Here is a 20953-nt window from a genome sequence, read left to right as displayed (position 1 = left end):
GCCCCATGAACAAGCGCCATTTGTTTCTGGCGCTCTCTCTCTTTTGTTTTAGCTTCTGGACGTGGACGAGCGCCCAAGAATCGTCGTCACCACCTGTAGAAGAAAAACAAATAGAGGAGAGCCCGGATTTAACGGCTGAATTCTCACTTCTACAGGAAGAGGTGAAGAAGTTACGATTAGCGGAGGAAGAAGAAAATGCTAAGGCCGTCACCCCCGTTCAAATCCAAATTCCGAAAATCGATGTCGATACCGCGATCGAACAAGTCGGGGTACTGGAAAACGGACAGATGGGTGTACCAGAAGATGAAAATCAGGTCGGGTGGTTCGAACCTGGTGTCACACCAGGGAGCAAAGGAAATGCCGTAATCGCCGGTCATGTCGACAGCAAGACCGGTCCGGCCGTCTTTTATCAACTCGATCAACTCAAAGAAGGCGATGACGTTCTGATTCGAGACGAAGCCGGAAACACGCTTCGGTTCCGCGTCACAAAAACAGAACGCTATGATACGAAAACCGCGCCAATCGAAGAGATTTTCGGTGCCACATCAAATCGCAATTTAAATTTGATCACCTGTTCGGGTACGTTCGGGGACGGGGGCTACGATGAACGATTCGTCGTATATACAGAGCTAGTGGATACCGAGCTGAACGAAACTGTCGATCTCGAGATCCCGACGGCAGTCGAGCGACAAGGAAACTTGTTAACCTGGCACGCCGTACGTCAAGAGAGCGTGATCGGATATCGCATCTATGAAGTCGTCGACGGAAAAGCGACCCATATCGAAAGCGTCCCATCCCATGCAAGAAAGAGTATCGAAGTCGCAACTGAGACAGGTGTTTCTTATTATGTGACTGCGATTGACCAACTTGGAAATGAGTCGAAACCTTCCGAGATGACCAAATGACAAAAGACCCCTTACTCACTTTTAACGTGTGAATAAGGGGTCTTCTCTATTATACGAAGCAAGGAATCTGCGGATTGAACGTCTTGTTGTTCTCCGTCATGACTTGCTTTTTAATTTTGCCTTCTCCGAGGTAGACGATGCGGTCAGCGAGTGCCTCTGCATCTTCCTCGTCGTGTGTCACGAAGATCGTCGTCGTACCTGTCTGCTTCAAGAGACGGCGCAAATCGTCACGAATCCGATGTTGAAGTGACGTGTCCAAGTTACTGAACGGTTCGTCTAGAATCAACAGTGCTGGTTTCGGTGCGAGTGCACGCGCGAGCGCGACACGCTGTTGTTGTCCCCCACTGAGTTCGTACGGGTAGCGGTGGCGGAACTCCGTCAAGTTGACGAGCGCGAGCATCTCTTCGACACGCGCATTCCGTTCTTTCCGGCTTAGTTTATGAAGACCGAACCGAATGTTCTTTTCAACGGTCATGTGTGGGAAGAGTGCGTAGTCTTGGAAGACCATCCCGACGCCACGATCTTCTGGTGGCATGAACTGACAATCGTCGCAACAGACACAGTCGTTCACGACGACGACGCCCTGATTCGGCATCTCGAGCCCTGCGATTAATCGGAGAATCGTACTTTTCCCAGAACCGCTGTCCCCAAGAAGCGAGACGATTTCGCCTTTTGTGATCGAAATCGAGAACCCTTTGATGGTCTCTTCATGTGCACCTTTATAGCTAAAATGTAAATCGTTGATTTGAACGAACATTAGTCGGCCTCCTTATCAAGCACCTTGTGGGAAACGAATATCAACAGTCCACTCATGAGGACGATGACGATGGAAGCGAGTGCCGCTTCGTGAATCTTCTCATCACTCACGTATTTGAACGCCTGTGTCGCAAGCGTTGAAAAGTTAAATGGTTGTAAAAAAAGCGTCAACGGCAACTCTTTCATAATATCAATAAAGACGAGGATAAATGCGCTCATGATGGCGCCTTTGATCATCGGGATATCCACGCGGAAGAACGTTTGGACCGTGTTCCATCCGAGCATGCGGGATGCTTCCGTGAACGATTTCCCGACCTTCTCGAACCCGCTCTCAATCGAGTTGTATCCGATGGCGAGGAAGCGGATGACGTAGGCGAAGATGAGCATGATGAGCGTCGTCCGAAACACAAACGTCTGACTCAAGTCGAGCGCCTTAGCCATATCGAGCACTTTGCCATCGAGCCATAAGAAGAGCGTGATGACCGCAATGGCGATCGCTGCTCCCGGAATCGAATACCCAAGCGTCGTCACTTTTGAAATGACGCGTGTCATGTTCGACGGGAAGAGCCGCGTGTAATTCGCAATGATGAGTGCAAACAACAGGATGATCACTGTCGCGATAAAGGCGACACGCACCGTATTCCAAACGAGTTGCCAAAATTCCTCTGTGAAGACCGTATCGAACGTCAGGAACGTCCAGGCCGTCAACTGCGTGAACGGAATGACGAATGCGATGGCAAAGACGATCGAGACATAAGCGAATACCGCGTAGCGATGCCAGCCTTGAAGCGGTCTCGGTTTGAGCGGTTTCACTTTCGTCGAAGCGTAACTGAATTGCTTCCGTCCTCGCACGAGTCGCTCCATCGTCAAGATGGCGATGACGAGAATCATGAGGGTACCTGCCAGCTTCAGCGCCGACGACGTATCCTTCATCCCGAACCATGTGCTAAAAATAGCGGTACTGAACGTCTGGATCCCGAAATATTTCACGACGCCATAGTCGTTGAGTACTTCCATCAAGACGAGACTGACACCGCCAATGATGGCGACTCGGGAAATCGGAATGACGACGGTGAAGAAAATATCCCATGACCCACGACCGAGGATCCGTGCGTTTTCAATCATCGAGGACGATTGGTTATGCAGGAACGCTCGTGTGATCGTATAAATGTATGGATAGAGGAACAAGGTGAAAATAAACACCGTCCCTTGAATCGACATGATATTGAAGTACGATTGATCGACAGTGATCCCGAACTGATTCCGTAGCGTCGTTTGGATCACTCCCGTGTAATTTAAAATGCCATGATACGTATACGCCCCGATATAAGGCGGAATCGCGAGCGGCAAGATGAGTGCCCATTTAAAGAAGCGACGGAACGGAAAATCATAGACGGTCACGAACCAGGCGAGGCTCGTTCCAATCACCGTCGTCAAGAGACCAGTAGCCACCATGATGAACAACGTGTTCCGTACATAACGGGGCAACAAATACTCTTGAATATGCTGCCAGTTGTCATTGACTGGCGCAAATAATTCCACGAGCACGACGATTCCCGGCAAGACGATCAATAAAATCGCGAGAAAGCTTAGGATCGCCCATCCATTCAGTTGTCGTTTTACCGCGTGCCAGTTCATGTCGTACCGCTCCCGTTCTGTAAACAATCAATTCCTGTCCCATCATATCAGTTTCTACGCGTCCCGTGTAGCGCTTAGGGTGTATGAAACGCAAAAACCTCCGGCCTGAACTCTCGTTCAAGCCGAAGTCATCTTACTTCCAACCTACTTCGTTAAAGATGCGGATTGCTTCTTGTTGGTTTTCTCCAAGTGCAGAGAGGTTGATGTCTTGCTCTTTGAACTCGCCCCATGATTGAAGAAGCTCATTCGGTTCAACCGACTCGTTGACTGGGTATTCGTAGTTCACACTCGCAAATTTCTCTTGAGCTGACGGTTCTGACATGAACTCCATCAATTTTTGAGCGTTTTCTGTGTTTTTCGACGCTTTCGTCATCGCGATACCAGAAATGTTTACGTGTGTACCTGTTGTGTCTTGGTTTGGGAAGAAGACACCGAGTTGCTCAGCGACTTTCTTCTCTTCTTCGTCTTCAGAATTCAACATGAGACCCATATAGTACGTGTTCATGATGGCGACGTCCCCTTCACCGGCGACGACTGCTTTCGCTTGGTCACGGTCGTTCCCTTGTGGATCACGTGCCATGTTATTCACTAAGCCTTTCGCCCACTCTTTCGCCTCATCGACACCGTTCACTTCGATGAATGATGCGAGAAGTGAGATGTTGTACATGTTTTCAGACGGACGCACGAGTACTTTGCCGTTCCATTGTTCTTCTGTCAATGCTTCATACGTCGACAATTCTTCTGGTTTCACGCGATCTTTCGAGTAAACGATGACACGTGCACGTTTCGTCAAACCGAACCATTCGTTGTCCGTGTCACGATATTTTGCAGGAATGTTTGACTCAAGCTCATCGCTATCGACCGCTTGGAGATGTCCCGCTTCTTTCGCCTGATACAAGTTCCCAGCATCTGCCGTAATGAAGAGGTCAGCCTCTGTGCTCTCTCCTTCAGTGTTTAAACGCTCGAGAAGTTCGTCACTCTTACCTTCCACGACGTTTACCTTGATGCCAGTCTCTTCTTCAAACTGTTTATATAATTGTTGATCGACATCGTAGTGGCGACTCGAGTAAACGTTGACGACGTTCGAATCGTCCGAGCCTTCATTTGAAGTTGTCTCATCTGTGCTTGCGCAAGCGGCAAGGAGCGATGTCGTTAGTGCTGCTGAAATTCCTAAAGCTGCATATTTTTTGTTCATCTGTCATTCCCCCACGTTCAATGATTTCTCTCTCTGGTAATGATAATTACTCTCAGTACCTATCATCACTGATAATCATTCTCACGTCAAGGGTTTTCTGCAATCGCTATCAGTAAGAATGCCTAATTTGTGACAGTTTTGAGGTCATCATTTCTTGACTTCAAAAGAATGCGAACGATATAGTGAAATCAAACAAACCGTCTGGTCGGTACAGAAAGAGGTGGAGATATGACAAACCGATCGAACGTCACGAAACAAAAGCTATTAGATGCGGCAACGGACATCATTATGAATCAAGGTGTGCATCAACTCACGTTAGATGAGGTCGCTAAAACAGCTGGTGTTTCAAAAGGTGGACTTCTCTATCACTACGCTTCAAAAGAGGCATTACTGACTGCAATCGTCGAACGGTTACAACAAGAGCAAAACGAGTTGTATGCCTCACTGCAACAGGAAGGTCACGGTCCAGTCGAAGCATTCGTTCGTCTGTTCGATGAAACGAATTTGCATCCCGAACGCGCTGCCATTCATATCGACGTTGAGAAAATGATCGCATTTCTCACGCTGTTTGCCGTCGATCAAGAGTATGCCGATCGATGGAAGCAAGATTTAGATACGTTCTTCGAACAGTTTCAAAAAACAGCCGACCCGGTTGAAACGATGATCATTCGTTATGCACTCGAAGGCATGATGATGTCAGAACATTTTGGGGTCGGTGTTCCCCCTGCCGAACTCAAACAAGCAATCATCACCCGCTTGATTGAACGGGCCCACGCCATCGACAGCCAATCATAAAAACAACATATAGAGGAGATTAAAAACCCATGCAGAAAATCACGTCCTTCTCCGTCAACAACAAGTTCGCGGTTTGGTTGATGACGATCATTTTGACGGCCGCCGGTCTTTTCGCCGGTCTGACGATGAAGCTCGAGACGTTACCGGACATCACCACACCGACCGTCTCGGTCACAACTATTTATCCAGGAGCATCCCCTGAGCAAGTACTCGAAGAAGTCAGTACCGTTCTCGAAGAACGCCTGCAAAGTCTAAATGGTGTGGAACAAGTTCGTTCTTCATCATTCCAAAACGCTTCGAACATCCAAATCGATTACGACTTCAGTACAGATATGGATGAAGCAGAACAGCAAGTCAAAGATGCGTTGAGTAACGTCGAACTACCTGAATCAGCACAAGAACCTCAAGTGTCGCGTCTCAGCTTCGACGCTTTCCCGGTCATCGGAGCTGCCATCTCGGATGAAAGTCTTGACTTGGCGGAATTGACGAAACTCGTCGAGGAAGAAGTCCAACCCGCTCTTGAAGGCGTAGAAGGCGCACAAACCGTCCAAATTGCCGGACAAGAGATTCGTCGCGTCGAACTTCAATTCGATCAAGAAGCGCTCGCTGAATACAATTTGACAGAAGACACGGTCAAACAATTGATTCAAGCGAACGATGCCCGTATCGCGCTCGGACTATATGAATTGGGTGACACGGAGCAAGCGGTCGTCATCGATGGGAAATCTGAGACGCTCGAAGCGTTCCGCGACATCCAAATCCCTTACTCACCAGCTCAATCAACGCCGACGACACCGTCTGCTCCGACTGAATTGCCACCTGGTCAAACACCAGACGTGCCGACAGAGGTCCCGACGGAAACACCATCAGCATTACCACCGAACGTTCCGACGACGGTGCCGACTGTCGCGTTGAGCGAGCTTGCGACGATCGAGGACAAAGGAATTGAGGAATCGATTTCTCGCTCGAACGGTGAACGCTCCATCGGCGTACAAGTGACAAAGACACAAGATGCGAACACGGTCGATGTCGTCAACGCCGTCAAAGAGATATTGAGCGATTTCGAAGCAGAAAACGATACGGCGAATGTATCGATTACACTCGACCAAGGACAACCGATTGAAGAATCGGTCGAGACGATGTTATCGAAAGCATTGCTCGGTGGCTTATTCGCCATCCTTATCATCTTAGTGTTCTTACGTAACTTCCGATCGACGATCATCGCTGTCATCTCGATCCCGTTATCGCTTCTCATGGCACTTATCGTGTTGAAGCAATTGGACATCACGTTGAACATCATGACACTCGGTGCGATGACCGTTGCGATTGGACGCGTCGTCGATGACTCCATCGTCGTCATCGAGAACATTTACCGTCGACTCACACGATCGAACGAACCACTTCGCGGTAAAGAATTAATCATCGCGGCAACAAAAGAAGTATTCATCCCGATCGCCTCGTCGACAATCGTTACAATCGCGGTATTCTTACCGCTCGGATTCGTCACAGGATTTGTCGGTGAATTGTTCTTGCCGTTCGCATTGACTGTCGTCTTCGCCCTACTCGCTTCGTTACTCGTCGCAATCACGGTCGTACCAATGATGGCCGACTCGTTCTTTAAAAACCGCGACAAGTTGAAGCCAGAAGAAGGTCCAGGAAAGCTCGCGGAATGGTATCGCGGCGTCTTGAACTGGTCACTGAACCATAAACTCGTCGTCTTCGGACTCGCGACCGCCCTATTGATTGGTAGTTTTGCCCTCGTCCCAGCGATCGGGGTCAACTTCTTGAACCAAGATTCGGAGAAGACGTTGTTCGTCACATTCGACCCAGAACCTGGTCAAACGCTTGAAGATTCGATTGCCGCGGCTGAAGTGGCAGAAGAATACTTCATGAAAGAACAACCGAACGCAACGGACGTTCAGTTCACGGTCGGTGGAGAGAACCCGCTGAACCCAGGAAACAATAAACAAGGAATCTTTATCGTCCAGTATGACCCGGATACAGAAGATTTCGCAGATGTGAAGTTGGCTGATATCGAGAAGTTGAACGAACTCGCCTCAAACGGTGAGTGGAAAGAACAAGACTTCTCAGGTGGCGGCGCAACGAGCGGTGTGACATATAACGTCTATGCCAACTCGCTTGAAGATTTAGAAGCCATCGTGCCGACCTTCATCGAAACGATTGAAAAAGAAACGGATTACGTCCGTCAGGCAACGTCAGACTTACGTGAATCGTATGTACAATACACGTTCAACGTCGACCAACAAGCCGCAGCGGAAGCCGGTGTATCTGCAGGTCAAATCGCACAAGTCATCAGCCAATTCCAGGCACCAGAAAGCCCACTTGCGAGCGTGACAGTGGATGACAAACAGTTAGACGTCGTCATCCCGAACGAGCAAGTGACGTATGATAGTGTCGATGACCTGCAAGCACAAGAAATCACGACACCGTTCGGACCACGCCCGATTTCAGACTTCATTGAAATCGAAGAAGGCACAACGCCGGACACACTCGTCGAGCGCGACGGAAAACTGCTCGCACAAGTAAGTGTTGAACTCAGCACAGATAAAGCGACAGAAGCGTCTGCTGCGATCGAAGAACGCGTATCAGAGATCGAGCTCCCGTCTGGCGTATCGTATGATGTAGGCGGTGTAACGGAACAGATTCAAGAATCGTTCACACAGCTTGGTCTTGCGATGCTCGCCGCAATCGCCATCGTCTACTTGGTTCTCGTGATCACATTCGGAGGGGCACTCACACCATTCGTCGTGTTGTTCTCACTCCCGTATGCGATTATCGGGGGACTTGTCGCCCTCCTCATCACTGGTGAAACGATTTCGGTTTCTGCTTTGATCGGGGCACTCATGTTGATTGGGATTGTCGTCACGAACGCCATCGTCTTGATTGACCGTGTCATTCACAAAGAAGAAGCTGGTTTATCAACACGTGAAGCGTTACTTGAGGCAGCAGGCACACGCCTTCGCCCAATCTTGATGACCGCACTCGCGACAATTGGTGCACTCGCACCGCTCGCACTCGGTCTCGAGGGTGGGGCACTCATCTCGAAAGGTCTCGGAGTCACCGTGATCGGCGGACTTACAAGTTCGACGCTTCTCACGTTGCTCATCGTACCGATTGTCTATGAGTTCTTCGCACGATTCCGTAAGAAAAAACAAGCATAAACAAAAGAGAGTTGACCTTAACAAGTCAACTCTCTTTTTTGCGCTCAATAACACTGCATGATGATTTCGGTTTCTTCAAACCGTTTGGCGCGGAGGGCCTCTTCTGGAATAAGAAAATAAAGAATTCCAACATCCCCAAATATGACATCTAATTCTTCAGTAGAATCCATTTGAAAGAGCAGGAATGGATCATCGAATCGTTCCCCATATGTTTCTTCCACTTCTTCAAACACGTCATTCTGCACTTCATTCGGATGTCCACCGATTGCGTGGAGTTCTTCTTGTTCGAATTGTTCGACAAGCGTTTCGTACAGGTCGTCACCGAGCAAATCGTACAAATCATATCCATTCTCCGCATAGCTCTCTTTGAAAGAAACGGCACGCTCATTCAATGCTTCTCCAACCCGCACTCGCTCAAGTTGCGTTTCTTCCGTATACAAGACACGCCAAAGATGACGCTCGTCCTCATCTCCCCAAGGTTGTTCTTCCAAGTCATAGAAGAAAGACAACAAACCTTCTTTCGGGAGTGCATCCACGGATTCAAACTCAGCTAAATCACTTAAACGGAACTGAGCTAAAAACGTCATATTCTCCCCAGGGTGCAAGTCAGCATTTGGCAAATCGGGATGCCCACCGAATTTTGAATGGCCGATTTGAACTTCTTCTCGTGTGGTTCGTGGTACAAGCGTCAAATTGACCCGCTTCGTGAACGCACGTAAAATGTCTTCCCCGTTTTGTAATCCATGCTCTTCAATAAATTGCTCAATCGTTTTTAGTTCCATCTCGACACCCCGCTTGTTTATGATAGATATAGTATAGCATGCCGAACGTATGTACCCATTATCTTTTTTGTTATACCCTTTTCTTGACCGATGAGGATGAATTTGAGAAGATGCATACGTTTTGAATGATGCGAAAGGAAGTCTTATAGATGAAATTATTGAAATGGATGATTGGGCTCTCACTCTTGTTTGGATTGAGCACGCTCGGCAACTGGATGGTTGAGACGTTCTCGTGGAAAGTACCGGGCAGCGTCATCGGCATGGTGCTGTTGCTCGTCCTCTTAGTAACAAAAGTCATCCGCGTGGAATGGATTGAAGACAGCGCTGGATTTTTGACGAAGCACCTCGCTTTCTTCTTCATCCCGATTGCCGTCGGTCTCATGGCGTACGGTACGTTGTTAAAAGCCGCCGGCATCCCTCTTCTCGTGACGTTACTCGTCAGCATGGCGGTCGGTATGATTGTGACGGCGTTTGTTTCTGGGAAAGAAGGTGAGACATCGTGACATACGTTTGGATTGGATTAACGATTCTCGTATATACGTTTAGTCGTCAACTTTCGAAAAAGTGGGCATCCCCGTTCACTAATGTCGTCTTCTTAAGTACTGCGATTCTGATTCTTCTGTTACTTGTGACAGGACAGTCCTATGATACGTATAAACCGGCTACCGATCTCATCACCATCTTACTCGGTCCGGCGACGGTCGCCCTCGGATTGCCGCTCTATCGCAACTTACCCGTGTTACTCGCTCGGGCAAAGCGAGCATTAAGTGCGATTGTTATCGGATCTCTCTCCACGATTTTTGTTGCTGTACTTTTCGGCAAATTGTTTTCGTTCACCGAAAACGTATTGATTGCGCTATCGGTCAAATCGGCCACGTCCCCGATTGCCCTTGAATTGGCTCGACAACTAGAAGGGGATGCAACGCTTGCAGCTTCGATTGCCGTCGCCTGCGGTATTTTAGGTGCGATGCTCGGCCCGGTACTATTGACATGGATTCGTATAGACGACCCGTTCACGCGTGGGCTCACACTCGGCACCATCAGTCACGGGATTGGGACCGCTCAAGCGGCGACGGAACACCCATTGTCTGGTGCCACAGGTGGAGCCGCGATGGGATTGACGGCCATCTTCACCTCATTCATCTTGCCCATTTTATACCCGTTTCTCTTTTGAACAGGTCGCGCTCATTTCATCGATGGGCGTGACTTTTTTGTTTCGACTTCGAGCGCGCGTGATAAACTAATGAAGATGAAACTTTTTAGAGGAGGGCAATCCATGCAAGAGAAACTAATTGAACGCTTAATGACATACGCGAAGATCGATACACAGTCTGACTTCACGAGTACGACAACACCATCGACGGCCAAACAATGGGATTTGATTCGTCATCTGGAGAAAGAACTGAAAGAACTTGGACTGACAGATGTCGAGACGGACGAATACGGCTATCTCTTCGCCACACTTCCGAGTAACGTCGACCATGACGTCCCGACGATCGGATTCCTCGCTCATGTGGATACGGCGACCGATTTCACGGGTACGAACGTTTCCCCTCAACTCGTTGAGCATTATGAAGGTGGCGATATCGTCTTGAACGAGTCCTTAAATGTCGTCTTGTCACCAAAAGACTTCCCAGAACTTGACGGGTATGTTGGGCATACGCTCATGACAACGGACGGCACGACACTCCTCGGTGCGGACGATAAAGCAGGGATCGCTGAAATCGTCACAGCCGTCGAATACTTATTGACTCACCCTGAGATTCCGCACGGACCGGTCCGCATTGCCTTCACCCCGGATGAAGAAATCGGACGTGGACCACATAAATTCGATGTCGCTCGTTTTAACGCGGACTTCGCTTACACGATGGACGGGGGACCGCTCGGAGAGTTACAGTATGAAAGTTTCAACGCAGCCGGTGCGACCGTCACCTTCCACGGGACGAACGTGCACCCGGGTAGTGCCAAAAACAAGATGGTAAACTCGATGAAGCTCGCGATGGCGTTCCAAAACCGTTTACCGGCTGATGAGGCACCAGAGCGCACGAGCAACTACGAAGGATTCTTCCATTTGAACGGCTTTAATGGGGATGTGGAGAAAACGACACTTCAATACATCATCCGCGATCATGACAAACAGAAGTTCGAAGCGCGTAAAGCGTTGATGGAGAAACTTGTCCTCGAATGGAAGCAAAAATACGGGGAAGAACGGATTGAACTCCAGATGGAAGACCAGTATTACAACATGGCCGAAAAAATCGAACCGGTGAAACACATCGTCGATACCGTCGCTGACGTCATGCGCGGCCTTGGCATCGAACCGAAGATTGAACCGATTCGTGGTGGGACAGACGGATCGCAACTTTCTTACATGGGTCTTCCGACACCAAACATTTTCACGGGTGGCGAAAACTATCACGGGAAGTTCGAATATATCTCTGTGAACAATATGGAAAAAGCAACAACCGTCATCATCGAAACACTACGCACATTCGCGAAGCGTGCACAAGCATAACAAATGCGCCTCCAATCGTTCTCTTTTACACTAGAGACATTGGAGGCGATTTTTGATGAAACATACATTTAGCATGAACCTCGGCTGGGATGGCGGACGAAATGACGTCGGTACCCTCGAGGCCGAGCGGTTAAAGACACAGATTTCAATCCCACCCGAAATGGACGGTCCCGGAGTCGGTACGAATCCGGATGAGATGTTACTCGGAGCCGCGGCCACGTGTTATATCATCACACTCACAGCCGTACTCGGGCGAAGTGACCTGACTCACCGTGGCATCACGATTGACGCGGAAGGCATCGTCGATGTGACGAACGGCATCTTCACCTACGAGACGATTCGCTATGCGACAACGATTCAAGTACCTGCAGAGATGACCGACCGAGAGATCACGCTAGTCGAGCGCATTGCGAAAAAAGCGAAAGATCAATGTATGATCTCACGCGCACTCGCAGGAAATGTGGCGTTTGAATTGAATACGACTGTTGTACGAGTCGACTAAAGCCATCGTGATGATGGCTTTTTCTGTGCATCGAAGTGTCAGCTACCTTGTTGATCGATGATCTCACCGTCCACAGAAATTCCTCGTACAACCGCGTCTTCTCCAATTTGAAAATAATATCGGTACGGGCCTTTTTGAATCATCGTTGTCTCGGTGAACGTATTGTCGTGATGGGATTTCGTTTCAATCGTATCGATTTCTGGATTGTTCACTTCTCCAAATCCCACATTGAAAGAATGTTCGACGTTTCCGGCGTCATCGTATTCTCGTAAAAATGTGCTATATGAGGTGAAATTGTCGTTTTCATAGTGCGTCCACCCTCTTGGTCCAAGAAGCTCCCACCCTTCTTCATCATTCCCCTCAAAGAACTGGACGACCAATGCCTCCATCTTGTTTTGAAACTCCATATCATCTTGAAACTCCATGACATCTTGGAACTCTACAGGATCCGGAATCGTCGTGTACATGACGATGGTCACCCCATCGTGTCGTGTTATATAAATCAATTTATTCATGTCATAAGTTAGACCTTTAGCCAATGCCTCGTCAAAATCATCATATTTCCCAAACTCAAACTTCCCTACCTCAAACGTTTGAAGTTCATTCTTCAATAGCGAATTCACGATACTTGAACTGACCGCAATGAATAGGATGATCAGCCAGAGTCTAATTTGTTTCATAGTACCCCCCATTTGATTCACGTGCATTTCTGTTCTACATAATATTTCCATCTTACGTTGTATAATCCTCTATCCTGATGCACAAGTTTTTCTTTATCGTTTGTGAATCATGACGTGACACTGCGCGATTTTTAAAAACGTGATACAATACACGTCGTAAACTAATCAGAAAAACGAGGGATACCATACATGATTACAGTAAATAACGTCAGCCTACAATTTGGCGGCCGTAAGTTGTTCGAAGACGTGAACATCAAGTTCACACCAGGCAACTGTTACGGATTGATCGGTGCGAACGGTGCCGGTAAATCGACATTCTTAAAGATTTTATCAGGTGAGCAAGATACGACGACGGGTGATGTCAGCATCACACCGGGTGAGCGTCTCGCGGTCCTCAAGCAGGACCACTACGCGTACGAGGACAGTGCTGTACTCGAGACCGTCATCATGGGTCATGAGCGTCTTTACAGCGTCATGAAAGAAAAAGATGCCATCTATATGAAAGAGGATTTCTCAGACGAAGATGGAATGCGCGCAGCTGAACTCGAAGGTGAATTCGCCGAGTTGAACGGTTGGGAAGCAGAGTCGGAAGCGTCGATGGTTCTTCAAGGTCTCGGGATCACAGAAGCGCTTCACCAGAAACAAATGAGCGAACTCACAGGTGGCGAGAAAGTCAAAGTTCTTCTTGCCCAAGCACTCTTCGGTAAGCCAGACATCTTGCTTTTGGACGAGCCGACCAACGGACTTGACCTAAAAGCAATTCAATGGTTGGAAGAGTTCTTAATCAACTTTGAAAACACGGTCATCGTCGTTTCCCACGACCGTCACTTCTTGAACAAAGTCTGTACACACATGGCAGACCTCGACTTTGGAAAAATCCAATTGTATGTCGGGAACTACGACTTCTGGTATGAGTCAAGCCAACTTGCTACACGTATGGCGGCAGACCAGAACAAGAAGAAAGAAGAGAAGATTAAAGAACTTCAAAACTTCATCGCACGTTTCAGCTCGAACGCATCGAAAGCGCGTCAAGCGACGTCGCGTAAGAAGTTGCTCGATAAGATCACACTTGATGACATCCGTCCGTCGTCACGTCGTTATCCGTTCGTCGGATTCACGATGGAGCGCGAGATCGGAAACGATGTTCTCTATGTCGACAACGTGTCGAAGACGATTGACGGCGTGAAAGTGCTCGATAACGTCACGTTCTCACTTAACAAGACGGACAAAGTCGCATTTGTCGGTCGTTCGGACGTTGCCATCACGACACTCTTCAAAATTCTCATGGGTGAGATGGAACCAGACACAGGATCGGTCAAATGGGGCGTGACGACGACTCAGTCGTACTTCCCGAAAGACAACTCGGAGTACTTCGAAGGCTCAGAAAAGAGTATTTTGGACTGGTTGCGCCAGTTCTCACCAGCCGATGAGTCAGATACGTTCCTCCGTGGATTCCTTGGCCGTATGCTCTTCTCAGGTGAAGAAGTCATGAAGAAGGCGTCTGTCCTCTCAGGGGGAGAAAAAGTACGCTGCATGCTCTCGAAGATGATGCTCTCAAACTCGAACGTGCTCGTCCTCGATGATCCGACGAACCACTTGGACCTCGAATCAATCACAGCACTCAACAATGGTCTCGAGTCATTCAAAGGTGTACTCCTCTTCAGTTCACATGACCATCAGCTCATCTCGACGATTGCGACACGCATCATCGAAGTGACACCGAATGGCATCGTGGATAAAGAAGCAACGTACGATGAGTACTTGGAGAACGAAGCGCTCCAACAACAAGTTGAATCACTTTACCAAAATGCATAATAAAAATGATCGGCTCGCGTGAGCCGATCATTTTTATTTGACATCTACCGTCTCCATCACATGCTCATGAATGTCATGACCTTTCGTGACGTGGACTTGAACGTTGTATGCGCCAGATTCAGTAAAGGTGTACATCCCTTTGTACATCCCAGCATCTGCTTCCTCTAACTTCACCCACTCATGTTTCTCTGCCCCGTCTTGGAAGATTTCGAGTTGTACGTCTGCCCCCGCTAACATCTCGTCTTCAATCATGACGTGTACCATGAACGGTTGTTCCTCACCTGCTGTCGCCGATTTCGGTTCAAGCGTGATGTCCGCTCCTGCATGGTGATGATGGTCACTATCCTCTTCCGCTTCGGTAGCCGTTTTCGGATGTCCGACCGTCACATTCGTTGTTGGCATCGTATGCATCGAACGCGCTGTCACGTGAACTTGGACCGTGTAGACCGCCTCTTCCGCAAACGTCGTCTCCGCTTCGTAGACGCCATCTTTTGTGAGCGACGCCTTGATCATGTCACTCTCTTCTTTCGCACCATTCTTCCATACTTCGAACTTGATCTCATCCGCATCGTCTACGGGTTGACCATCTTGCGTAACTTTTACAGATAAAGGTACTGTTTCTTCTTTTTCTGCCGTCGCAGCAACCGTCAACTCTGCCTCTACCGGCTCCATCGATTGTGGAACAGTTGCACTTTCTGCTTCTTTCTCCGTGCCGCAAGCACCGAGTACGAATAGGCCGATGAGTCCAAACACGACCCCAAACCGTGTCATCATCTTTTTCATCATAAGTCCTCCTTATAAATCGCTTACATCTTTCACACATTGTTCATGATACCATCTCTTTCCAAAAAGAGTGTGAGCATTCTGTGATATATCCCACGATACGTTCTCACAAATTTCACACATATAGTTGAATCAAAATTTGTTTCATCCATTTCCGAATATTAGTCCATCATTTCTAAAAAGGGGTATATAAAATATATATAAGGCGTACATTTGGAAAGTCTTAACATCAAGAGGATGACATCATGAATGGAGGCGAATTCAGATGAAACGTAGGGTCATTCGTGGGGCGATGGCATTATTCATCTTATTGGCGATGGTGATCACGCAATCGATCTCCGTCAGTGCCGCCGCTTCAACATTTATCACAAGCGTAAATACGACGAGTAAAGTCGTCGCATTGACGTTCGATGACGGTGCAGATGGCGCGAATACGAACAAGATTTTAGACATTTTGGCAAAAAACAATGTCAAAGCTACTTTCTTTTTAACAGGATCCGGTGCGAACAACCATCCCCAATACATTAAAAATATTGCCGTAAAAGGACATCAACTCGGTAATCACTCGTATACACATCCTGACTTCACGAAACTAACTGCCACTCAAATGAAATCAGAACTTGATCGCACGGAAGCTTTGATTCAATCATTGACCGGAAAAACGACAAAACCGATTTTCAGAGCACCGTTCGGAGCCGTCAATAGTACTGTGTTGAACGGCGTCGGTGCTGCCGGATATGGTTACACGATTCAATGGAATATCGATACGATTGACTGGAAAGGATTGACCGCGAGTCAAATCAACACAAAAGTACAAACCAATATCAAACCGGGTTCAATCGTCTTGATGCATACAGGTGCAGGTGCACCGGGTACACCACTCGCATTACCGACGATGATTTCGCAACTGAAAGCAAAAGGGTACCAATTCGTCACGGTCTCGCAATTACTCGCCTATCAAAACACGTCAACGAACAAAACGTATACCGTGAAGTCCGGTGACACGTTGTACAGTATTGCACGGACATACGGTGTCACCGTATCGGCTCTTGCTGCCGCAAACAATATCACGAACTACAGCTTAATCTATGTCAGACAAGTGCTCATCATTCCAGGAACAACCGTCATACCTCCACCTACAACGACCGTGAAATACACCGTGAAGTCGGGCGACACGCTTTACAAGATTGCGACGATGTACAATACCACCGTCGCGAAAATTGCAGCCGCTAACAATATCACCAACGTCAACTCCATCACTGTCGGTCAGGTGCTCATCATTCCAGGAACAACCGTCACACCTCCACCTACAACGACCGTGAAATACACCGTAAAGTCGGGCGACACACTGTATAAGATTGCGACGATGTACAATACGACCGTCGCGAAGATCGCAGCCGCCAATAACATCACAAACGTCAATCTCATCAGCGTCGGACAAGTGTTGACCATTCCGAAATGACACGCCATACACAAAAATAACCGCTGCACGTGCAGCGGTTATTTGCTTCTCCTTAATTTGTGAATTGCTCTGCTTCTGTCGAACCGGCGAGTGCAGTCGTTGATGATTGCCCACCTGAGATGACGAGTGAGACTTCATCGAAGTAACCCGTTCCGACTTCACGCTGATGACGTGTCGCCGTGTAACCATGTACTTCAGCGGCAAATTCTGCTTGTTGTAACTCCGAGTAGGCTGCCATGCCACGGTCTTTGTACCCACGTGCGAGCTCGAACATGCCGAAGTTGAGCGCGTGGAATCCAGCGAGTGTGACGAACTGGAACTTGTAGCCCATTGCGCCGATTTCTTGTTGGAACGTCGCGATCTCTTCGTCTGACAACTTCTTCTTCCAGTTGAACGATGGCGAGCAGTTGTAAGCGAGTAGCTTCCCTGGATACTTCGCATGAATTGCTTCGGCAAATTGACGTGCCTCTGCCAAATCTGGTTCAGACGTCTCACACCAGACGAGGTCTGCATATGGTGCATAAGCGAGACCACGAGCGATGGCTTGCTCGATACCAGCTTCCGTACGATAGAAGCCTTCCGGTGTACGCTCTCCAATGATGAACGGATGATCGATTGGATCGATGTCGCTCGTGATCAAGTTCGCCGCGTGCGCATCTGTCCGCGCTACAATGATGGTCGGGACACCCATGACGTCTGCCGCGAGTCGAGCCGAGATCAAGTTTTTCACAGCCGTCTGCGTCGGGAGTAACACCTTCCCACCGAGGTGACCACATTTTTTCTCAGACGAGAGCTGGTCTTCGAGGTGAACACCGGCAGCACCTGCTTCGATCATCGCCTTCGTCAATTCGAATACGTTGAGGACACCACCGAACCCGGCTTCCATATCTGCGACAATCGGTGCGAACCAATGCGTGTCACCTTTTCCTTCCGCCGTTTGAATTTGATCGGCACGTTGAAGCGCCTGATTGATTCGTTTGACGACACTTGGAACCGAGTTGGCCGGATATAAACTTTGGTCCGGGTACATGTGACCTGACAGGTTAGCGTCTGCCGCTACTTGCCAACCGCTTAAGTAGATGGCTTCGAGTCCTGCCTTCACTTGCTGAATGGCCTGGTTCCCTGTCAACGCGCCGAGTGCATGAACATAATCACGCTCATGCATCAATTGCCACAGGCGTTCCGCTCCTTTTGTCGCAAGCGTTTGTTCAATCACGATGGACCCTCGTAATTTCATGACGTCTTCTACAGAGTATGGACGCTCTACCCCTTCAAATCGTTCTGACTTCCAGCTGTTCACCAATTCTTCGCGTTGTTTCATTAATAAACCCTCCTGTATTATATTAATTTTAATTATTTCAATTTGTTATATAACAGATAGTGCAAACTGAATGCTTTAGTCGAGGTAAGCACAGCACTCCAACGCTGCTTTGAACGTCGAATGCTCCATCCCGCAGCAACGACAGACATTTTCTTCGTCCCGATCTTCCGGCTTGCGGAATACGACGACTTCATCGATCGGCTCTTTCATGATTTGGAGCGAGCCGTCGGTACGGTCCAAGACGAGGCGCATCAAGTCGTTGCCGTATACGAATGCTGTATTCGCAAGTGATGCTGTCGATTCTCCAGATACGATGCGGCGGACGACCCAACGTTCAATCAACTGTTCGCTTTCCATTTTTTTCGTTGTCATGATGAGGTTCCTCCTTTTAAATTGAACTCCACGGTTTGTCGTTTCATAAATTCACGGCGGCGGCGATGCAAGATTGGTTCCGTGTACCCGTTCGGCTGTTTCAACCCATGAAACACGAGTTCGTGAGCAGCTTGATAGGCGATTGACTGATCGACGTTCGGTGTCATCGGTCGGTAATTCGGGTCTGACTCATTTTGCTCGTCGACGACTTGTGCCATCCGATAAAGCGTGACTTCCACTTGATCTGCTGAACAGATGCCGTGATACAGCCAGTTGGCCACGTGTTGGCTCGAAATCCGGAGTGTCGCCCGGTCTTCCATCAGTCCGATATGATGAATATCCGGCACTTTCGAACAGCCTACACCTTGTTCGACCCAACGAACGACGTATCCGAGCAATCCTTGTAAGTTGTTCTCGAGTTCTTCTTTGATCTCGTCTTGCGAATAGATACGTGTTGCGAGCGGAATGTCGAGGAGCTGTTGTCGCTCACGTTTCGAATGAGGTTGCTTGATCAATTCTCGCTGTACATCAAAAGCATCGAGTTTGTGATAGTGCATCGCATGTAGCGTCGCCGCTGTTGGCGAAGGCACCCACGCCGTCGTCGCCCCTGAGCGTACATGCGCAATTTTTTCACGCATCATGTCCCGCATCCGGTCGGGCATCGCCCACATCCCTTTCCCGATTTGTGCTTGATGATGGAACCCGCTCTCGAGACCGGTCGATACATTCAATCGTTCATATGCAGCGAGCCAAGGTGACGTCTTCATTTCTCCCTTTCGACGCATCGGTCCGAGTGTCATCGAGGAGTGAATCTCGTCCCCCGTCCGGTCGAGGAAGCCCGTGTTGATGAAGACGACCCGCTCTTTCACTTGAGCGATACAATTTTTCAAGTTGAGTGACGTTCGTCTCTCTTCATCCATCACGCCGACTTTTAACGTATGGCGCGGAAGGTTCAATAGATCTTCTACAGCGTCAAACAAGTCATTGGTGAAGGCTACTTCTTCAGACCCGTGCATTTTCGGTTTGACGATATAAATCGATCCTTCTCGGGAGTTGAGGCGACGATGTAGATGGCGACTCGCAATCAATGAAGTGAAGATGGCATCAATGATCCCCTCTGGTACCTCACGACCTTCCGCATCAAGCATCAAGTCCGTCGTCATCAAGTGTCCGACGTTCCGAATGAATAAGAGTGCGCGTCCTGGGAGGACAACTTCCACTCCATCTTTTCCAATCAAACGCTTATCTTCGTTTAAACGTCGAGAGAGTCGCTTCCCGTTCTTTTGGAACGAGGCTTCAAGTGTTCCATCCATCAAGCCGAGCCAATTGCGATACAGATGAACTTTGTCTTCCGCACAAACGGCTGCGACCGAGTCTTCACAATCCACGATTGCGGATAGGGCTGCTTCGAGCTCGATGTCCATCAGTCCAGCAGGATCGACTTTTCCGACCGGATGTTCGCGGTCAAATTGCAGTTCAACGTGTAAGGCATGGTGTCTGAGCATCAACGTCTTCAACTCGTTCGGTTCCCCAGTGTAACCGACGAAAGAATCATCTGCGAACGAATGCTTGTCATCCCCGATTACCGCATAGGCGACATCGTCACGAACGACGTATCGTGTCACTTCCTTGTGCGACCCTGACGGTAGCGGGAACGTGTCATCTAGAAACTGTTTCGCCAACCGAATAACTTCATTACCGCGAATGGGATTATATCCCCGTCCCTTTTCCATACCGTCCGCCTCTTCAATCATATCTGTTCCATAAAGGGCGTCGTAGAGACTTCCCCATCTGGCATTGGCGGCGTTAAGTGCATATCTGGCATTGTCTAACGGTACGACGAGTTGCGGTCCCGCTTGATGCGCGATTTCACGATCGACACCCGACACATCGATGTTAAAATCTTCGACGACCGGTTCGATATAGCCGATTGACGTTAAAAATGTCTCATATTCGATTGGATCGACTTCTTCTTGGCGACTGTACCACTCCTGTAACAATCGCTCATATGTCATGCGCTGCTCCAGAAGTGTCTGATTCACTGGAATGAAACGCTCTAGAAGCGATTCAACGCCTTCCCAAAAAACGTTGATTTCCTGGGGTTCGAGTACGTTCTTATTCACAAATTCAACCAGCTTTTCATGAACATGATACGTATTTAGTCGTTCATAGTGTTCCAAGCGCTCACATCCTCCTTTAATCATTGTTATATATCAGTTGATTACAATATAGACTATTATATAACAGTTT

General features: G+C 48.5%; 18 protein-coding genes. 9 read left to right on the top strand and 9 right to left on the bottom strand.

All coding sequences use genetic code 11. From position 1 onward, the window contains the following. Positions 1-5 precede the first annotated feature (5 nt). A complete protein-coding gene (locus KNO99_RS07025) occupies positions 6-905 on the top strand; it encodes a class F sortase (protein ID WP_214746806.1) in 900 nt (299 codons plus the stop codon). A gap of 49 nt (positions 906-954) precedes the next feature. On the opposite strand, the gene KNO99_RS07020 is transcribed toward KNO99_RS07025, so the two are convergent. From KNO99_RS07020 to KNO99_RS07010, 3 genes are all read right to left on the bottom strand, one after another. Next, positions 955-1662, bottom strand: a complete 708-nt coding sequence (locus KNO99_RS07020) for an ABC transporter ATP-binding protein (RefSeq protein ID WP_214695778.1) — start codon at positions 1660-1662, stop codon at positions 955-957. After that, positions 1662-3299 (bottom strand): ABC transporter permease, encoded by a 1638-nt coding sequence (locus tag KNO99_RS07015; RefSeq protein WP_214695776.1) that lies wholly within the window; start codon positions 3297-3299, stop codon positions 1662-1664. Before KNO99_RS07015 ends, KNO99_RS07020 begins: the two co-directional genes overlap by 1 nt. Before the next feature lie 133 nt (positions 3300-3432). Continuing rightward, positions 3433-4494 carry a Fe(3+) ABC transporter substrate-binding protein gene (locus KNO99_RS07010; protein ID WP_214746803.1) on the bottom strand — a complete coding sequence of 354 codons (1062 nt, stop codon included), beginning with the start codon at positions 4492-4494 and terminating at the stop codon, positions 3433-3435. Between the two features lie 228 nt (positions 4495-4722). Between KNO99_RS07010 and KNO99_RS07005 the strand changes: the two genes are divergently transcribed. Both KNO99_RS07005 and KNO99_RS07000 read left to right on the top strand, forming a co-directional pair. Then, entirely contained in the window at positions 4723-5289 is a 567-nt protein-coding gene (locus tag KNO99_RS07005; RefSeq protein ID WP_214746800.1) for a TetR/AcrR family transcriptional regulator, read from the top strand. A 29-nt stretch (positions 5290-5318) separates the two neighbouring features. Then, positions 5319-8471, top strand: coding sequence for an efflux RND transporter permease subunit (locus tag KNO99_RS07000; RefSeq protein ID WP_214746798.1), 3153 nt, complete (start codon positions 5319-5321; stop codon positions 8469-8471). Between the two features lie 44 nt (positions 8472-8515). Here KNO99_RS07000 and KNO99_RS06995 read toward each other — a convergent pair whose 3' ends face one another. Then, positions 8516-9253, bottom strand: a complete 738-nt coding sequence (locus tag KNO99_RS06995; RefSeq protein ID WP_214746795.1) for a YwqG family protein — start codon at positions 9251-9253, stop codon at positions 8516-8518. 149 nt (positions 9254-9402) lie between these two features. Here KNO99_RS06995 and KNO99_RS06990 point away from each other — a divergent pair, with 149 nt between their 5' ends. The 4 genes from KNO99_RS06990 to KNO99_RS06975 all read left to right on the top strand — a co-directional run bounded on the left by KNO99_RS06990 (position 9403) and on the right by KNO99_RS06975 (position 12270). Continuing rightward, the gene (locus KNO99_RS06990; protein WP_214746792.1) at positions 9403-9756 is read left to right on the top strand and encodes a CidA/LrgA family protein; all 354 of its coding nucleotides are present in this window, start codon (positions 9403-9405) and stop codon (positions 9754-9756) included. Then, entirely contained in the window at positions 9753-10427 is a 675-nt protein-coding gene (locus KNO99_RS06985; RefSeq protein WP_214746790.1) for an LrgB family protein, read from the top strand. The genes KNO99_RS06990 and KNO99_RS06985 overlap by 4 nt, the downstream gene beginning before the upstream one ends. Positions 10428-10529: 102 nt before the next feature. Next, positions 10530-11768: a peptidase T gene (pepT, locus tag KNO99_RS06980; protein ID WP_214746785.1), complete on the top strand. Its 1239-nt coding sequence runs from the start codon at positions 10530-10532 to the stop codon at positions 11766-11768. A 52-nt stretch (positions 11769-11820) separates the two neighbouring features. Further along, a complete protein-coding gene (locus KNO99_RS06975; protein ID WP_371743051.1) occupies positions 11821-12270 on the top strand; it encodes an SACOL1771 family peroxiredoxin in 450 nt (149 codons plus the stop codon). A gap of 38 nt (positions 12271-12308) precedes the next feature. Here KNO99_RS06975 and KNO99_RS06970 read toward each other — a convergent pair whose 3' ends face one another. After that, positions 12309-12950, bottom strand: a complete 642-nt coding sequence (locus KNO99_RS06970; RefSeq protein ID WP_214746778.1) for a hypothetical protein — start codon at positions 12948-12950, stop codon at positions 12309-12311. A gap of 189 nt (positions 12951-13139) precedes the next feature. On the opposite strand from KNO99_RS06970, the gene KNO99_RS06965 reads away from it, so the two are divergent. Further along, a complete protein-coding gene (locus KNO99_RS06965) occupies positions 13140-14765 on the top strand; it encodes an ABC-F family ATP-binding cassette domain-containing protein (RefSeq protein WP_214695756.1) in 1626 nt (541 codons plus the stop codon). A gap of 33 nt (positions 14766-14798) precedes the next feature. On the opposite strand, the gene KNO99_RS06960 is transcribed toward KNO99_RS06965, so the two are convergent. After that, positions 14799-15548, bottom strand: a complete 750-nt coding sequence (locus KNO99_RS06960) for a FixH family protein (RefSeq protein ID WP_214746775.1) — start codon at positions 15546-15548, stop codon at positions 14799-14801. Between the two features lie 265 nt (positions 15549-15813). Here KNO99_RS06960 and KNO99_RS06955 point away from each other — a divergent pair, with 265 nt between their 5' ends. Beyond that, positions 15814-17010: a LysM peptidoglycan-binding domain-containing protein gene (locus KNO99_RS06955; RefSeq protein WP_214746772.1), complete on the top strand. Its 1197-nt coding sequence runs from the start codon at positions 15814-15816 to the stop codon at positions 17008-17010. Positions 17011-17062: 52 nt separating this feature from the next. On the opposite strand, the gene aceA is transcribed toward KNO99_RS06955, so the two are convergent. The 3 genes from aceA to KNO99_RS06940 form a co-directional block, all read right to left on the bottom strand. Continuing rightward, positions 17063-18331, bottom strand: coding sequence for an isocitrate lyase (gene aceA, locus KNO99_RS06950; protein ID WP_214746768.1), 1269 nt, complete (start codon positions 18329-18331; stop codon positions 17063-17065). 75 nt (positions 18332-18406) lie between these two features. Beyond that, positions 18407-18703, bottom strand: a complete 297-nt coding sequence (locus KNO99_RS06945; protein WP_031424308.1) for a hypothetical protein — start codon at positions 18701-18703, stop codon at positions 18407-18409. Continuing rightward, positions 18700-20883: a malate synthase G gene (locus KNO99_RS06940; RefSeq protein WP_371743050.1), complete on the bottom strand. Its 2184-nt coding sequence runs from the start codon at positions 20881-20883 to the stop codon at positions 18700-18702. Before KNO99_RS06940 ends, KNO99_RS06945 begins: the two co-directional genes overlap by 4 nt. Positions 20884-20953 lie beyond the last annotated feature (70 nt).

This window comes from Exiguobacterium sp. s189, assembly GCF_018617615.1.
In the GTDB taxonomy this organism is placed as follows: Bacteria; Bacillota; Bacilli; order Exiguobacteriales; family Exiguobacteriaceae; genus Exiguobacterium; species Exiguobacterium aestuarii_A.
The sequence above is the reverse complement of the archived record's forward strand: the minus strand, read 5'-3'. Positions and strand labels throughout refer to the sequence as shown.

What these genes read in the sequence shown, in the direction of transcription:
- KNO99_RS07025 (WP_214746806.1), top strand. Translation starts at nt 6, where the DNA reads ATGAACAAGCGCCATTTGTTTCTGGCGCTCTCTCTCTTTTGTTTTAGC.
- KNO99_RS06995 (WP_214746795.1), bottom strand. Translation starts at nt 9,253, where the DNA reads ATGGAACTAAAAACGATTGAGCAATTTATTGAAGAGCATGGATTACAA.
- KNO99_RS07005 (WP_214746800.1), top strand. Translation starts at nt 4,723, where the DNA reads ATGACAAACCGATCGAACGTCACGAAACAAAAGCTATTAGATGCGGCA.
- KNO99_RS06965 (WP_214695756.1), top strand. Translation starts at nt 13,140, where the DNA reads ATGATTACAGTAAATAACGTCAGCCTACAATTTGGCGGCCGTAAGTTG.
- aceA (WP_214746768.1), bottom strand. Translation starts at nt 18,331, where the DNA reads ATGAAACAACGCGAAGAATTGGTGAACAGCTGGAAGTCAGAACGATTT.
- KNO99_RS06955 (WP_214746772.1), top strand. Translation starts at nt 15,814, where the DNA reads ATGAAACGTAGGGTCATTCGTGGGGCGATGGCATTATTCATCTTATTG.
- pepT (WP_214746785.1), top strand. Translation starts at nt 10,530, where the DNA reads ATGCAAGAGAAACTAATTGAACGCTTAATGACATACGCGAAGATCGAT.
- KNO99_RS06945 (WP_031424308.1), bottom strand. Translation starts at nt 18,703, where the DNA reads ATGACAACGAAAAAAATGGAAAGCGAACAGTTGATTGAACGTTGGGTC.
- KNO99_RS07015 (WP_214695776.1), bottom strand. Translation starts at nt 3,299, where the DNA reads ATGAACTGGCACGCGGTAAAACGACAACTGAATGGATGGGCGATCCTA.
- KNO99_RS06970 (WP_214746778.1), bottom strand. Translation starts at nt 12,950, where the DNA reads ATGAAACAAATTAGACTCTGGCTGATCATCCTATTCATTGCGGTCAGT.
- KNO99_RS07010 (WP_214746803.1), bottom strand. Translation starts at nt 4,494, where the DNA reads ATGAACAAAAAATATGCAGCTTTAGGAATTTCAGCAGCACTAACGACA.
- KNO99_RS06990 (WP_214746792.1), top strand. Translation starts at nt 9,403, where the DNA reads ATGAAATTATTGAAATGGATGATTGGGCTCTCACTCTTGTTTGGATTG.
- KNO99_RS06960 (WP_214746775.1), bottom strand. Translation starts at nt 15,548, where the DNA reads ATGAAAAAGATGATGACACGGTTTGGGGTCGTGTTTGGACTCATCGGC.
- KNO99_RS07000 (WP_214746798.1), top strand. Translation starts at nt 5,319, where the DNA reads ATGCAGAAAATCACGTCCTTCTCCGTCAACAACAAGTTCGCGGTTTGG.
- KNO99_RS07020 (WP_214695778.1), bottom strand. Translation starts at nt 1,662, where the DNA reads ATGTTCGTTCAAATCAACGATTTACATTTTAGCTATAAAGGTGCACAT.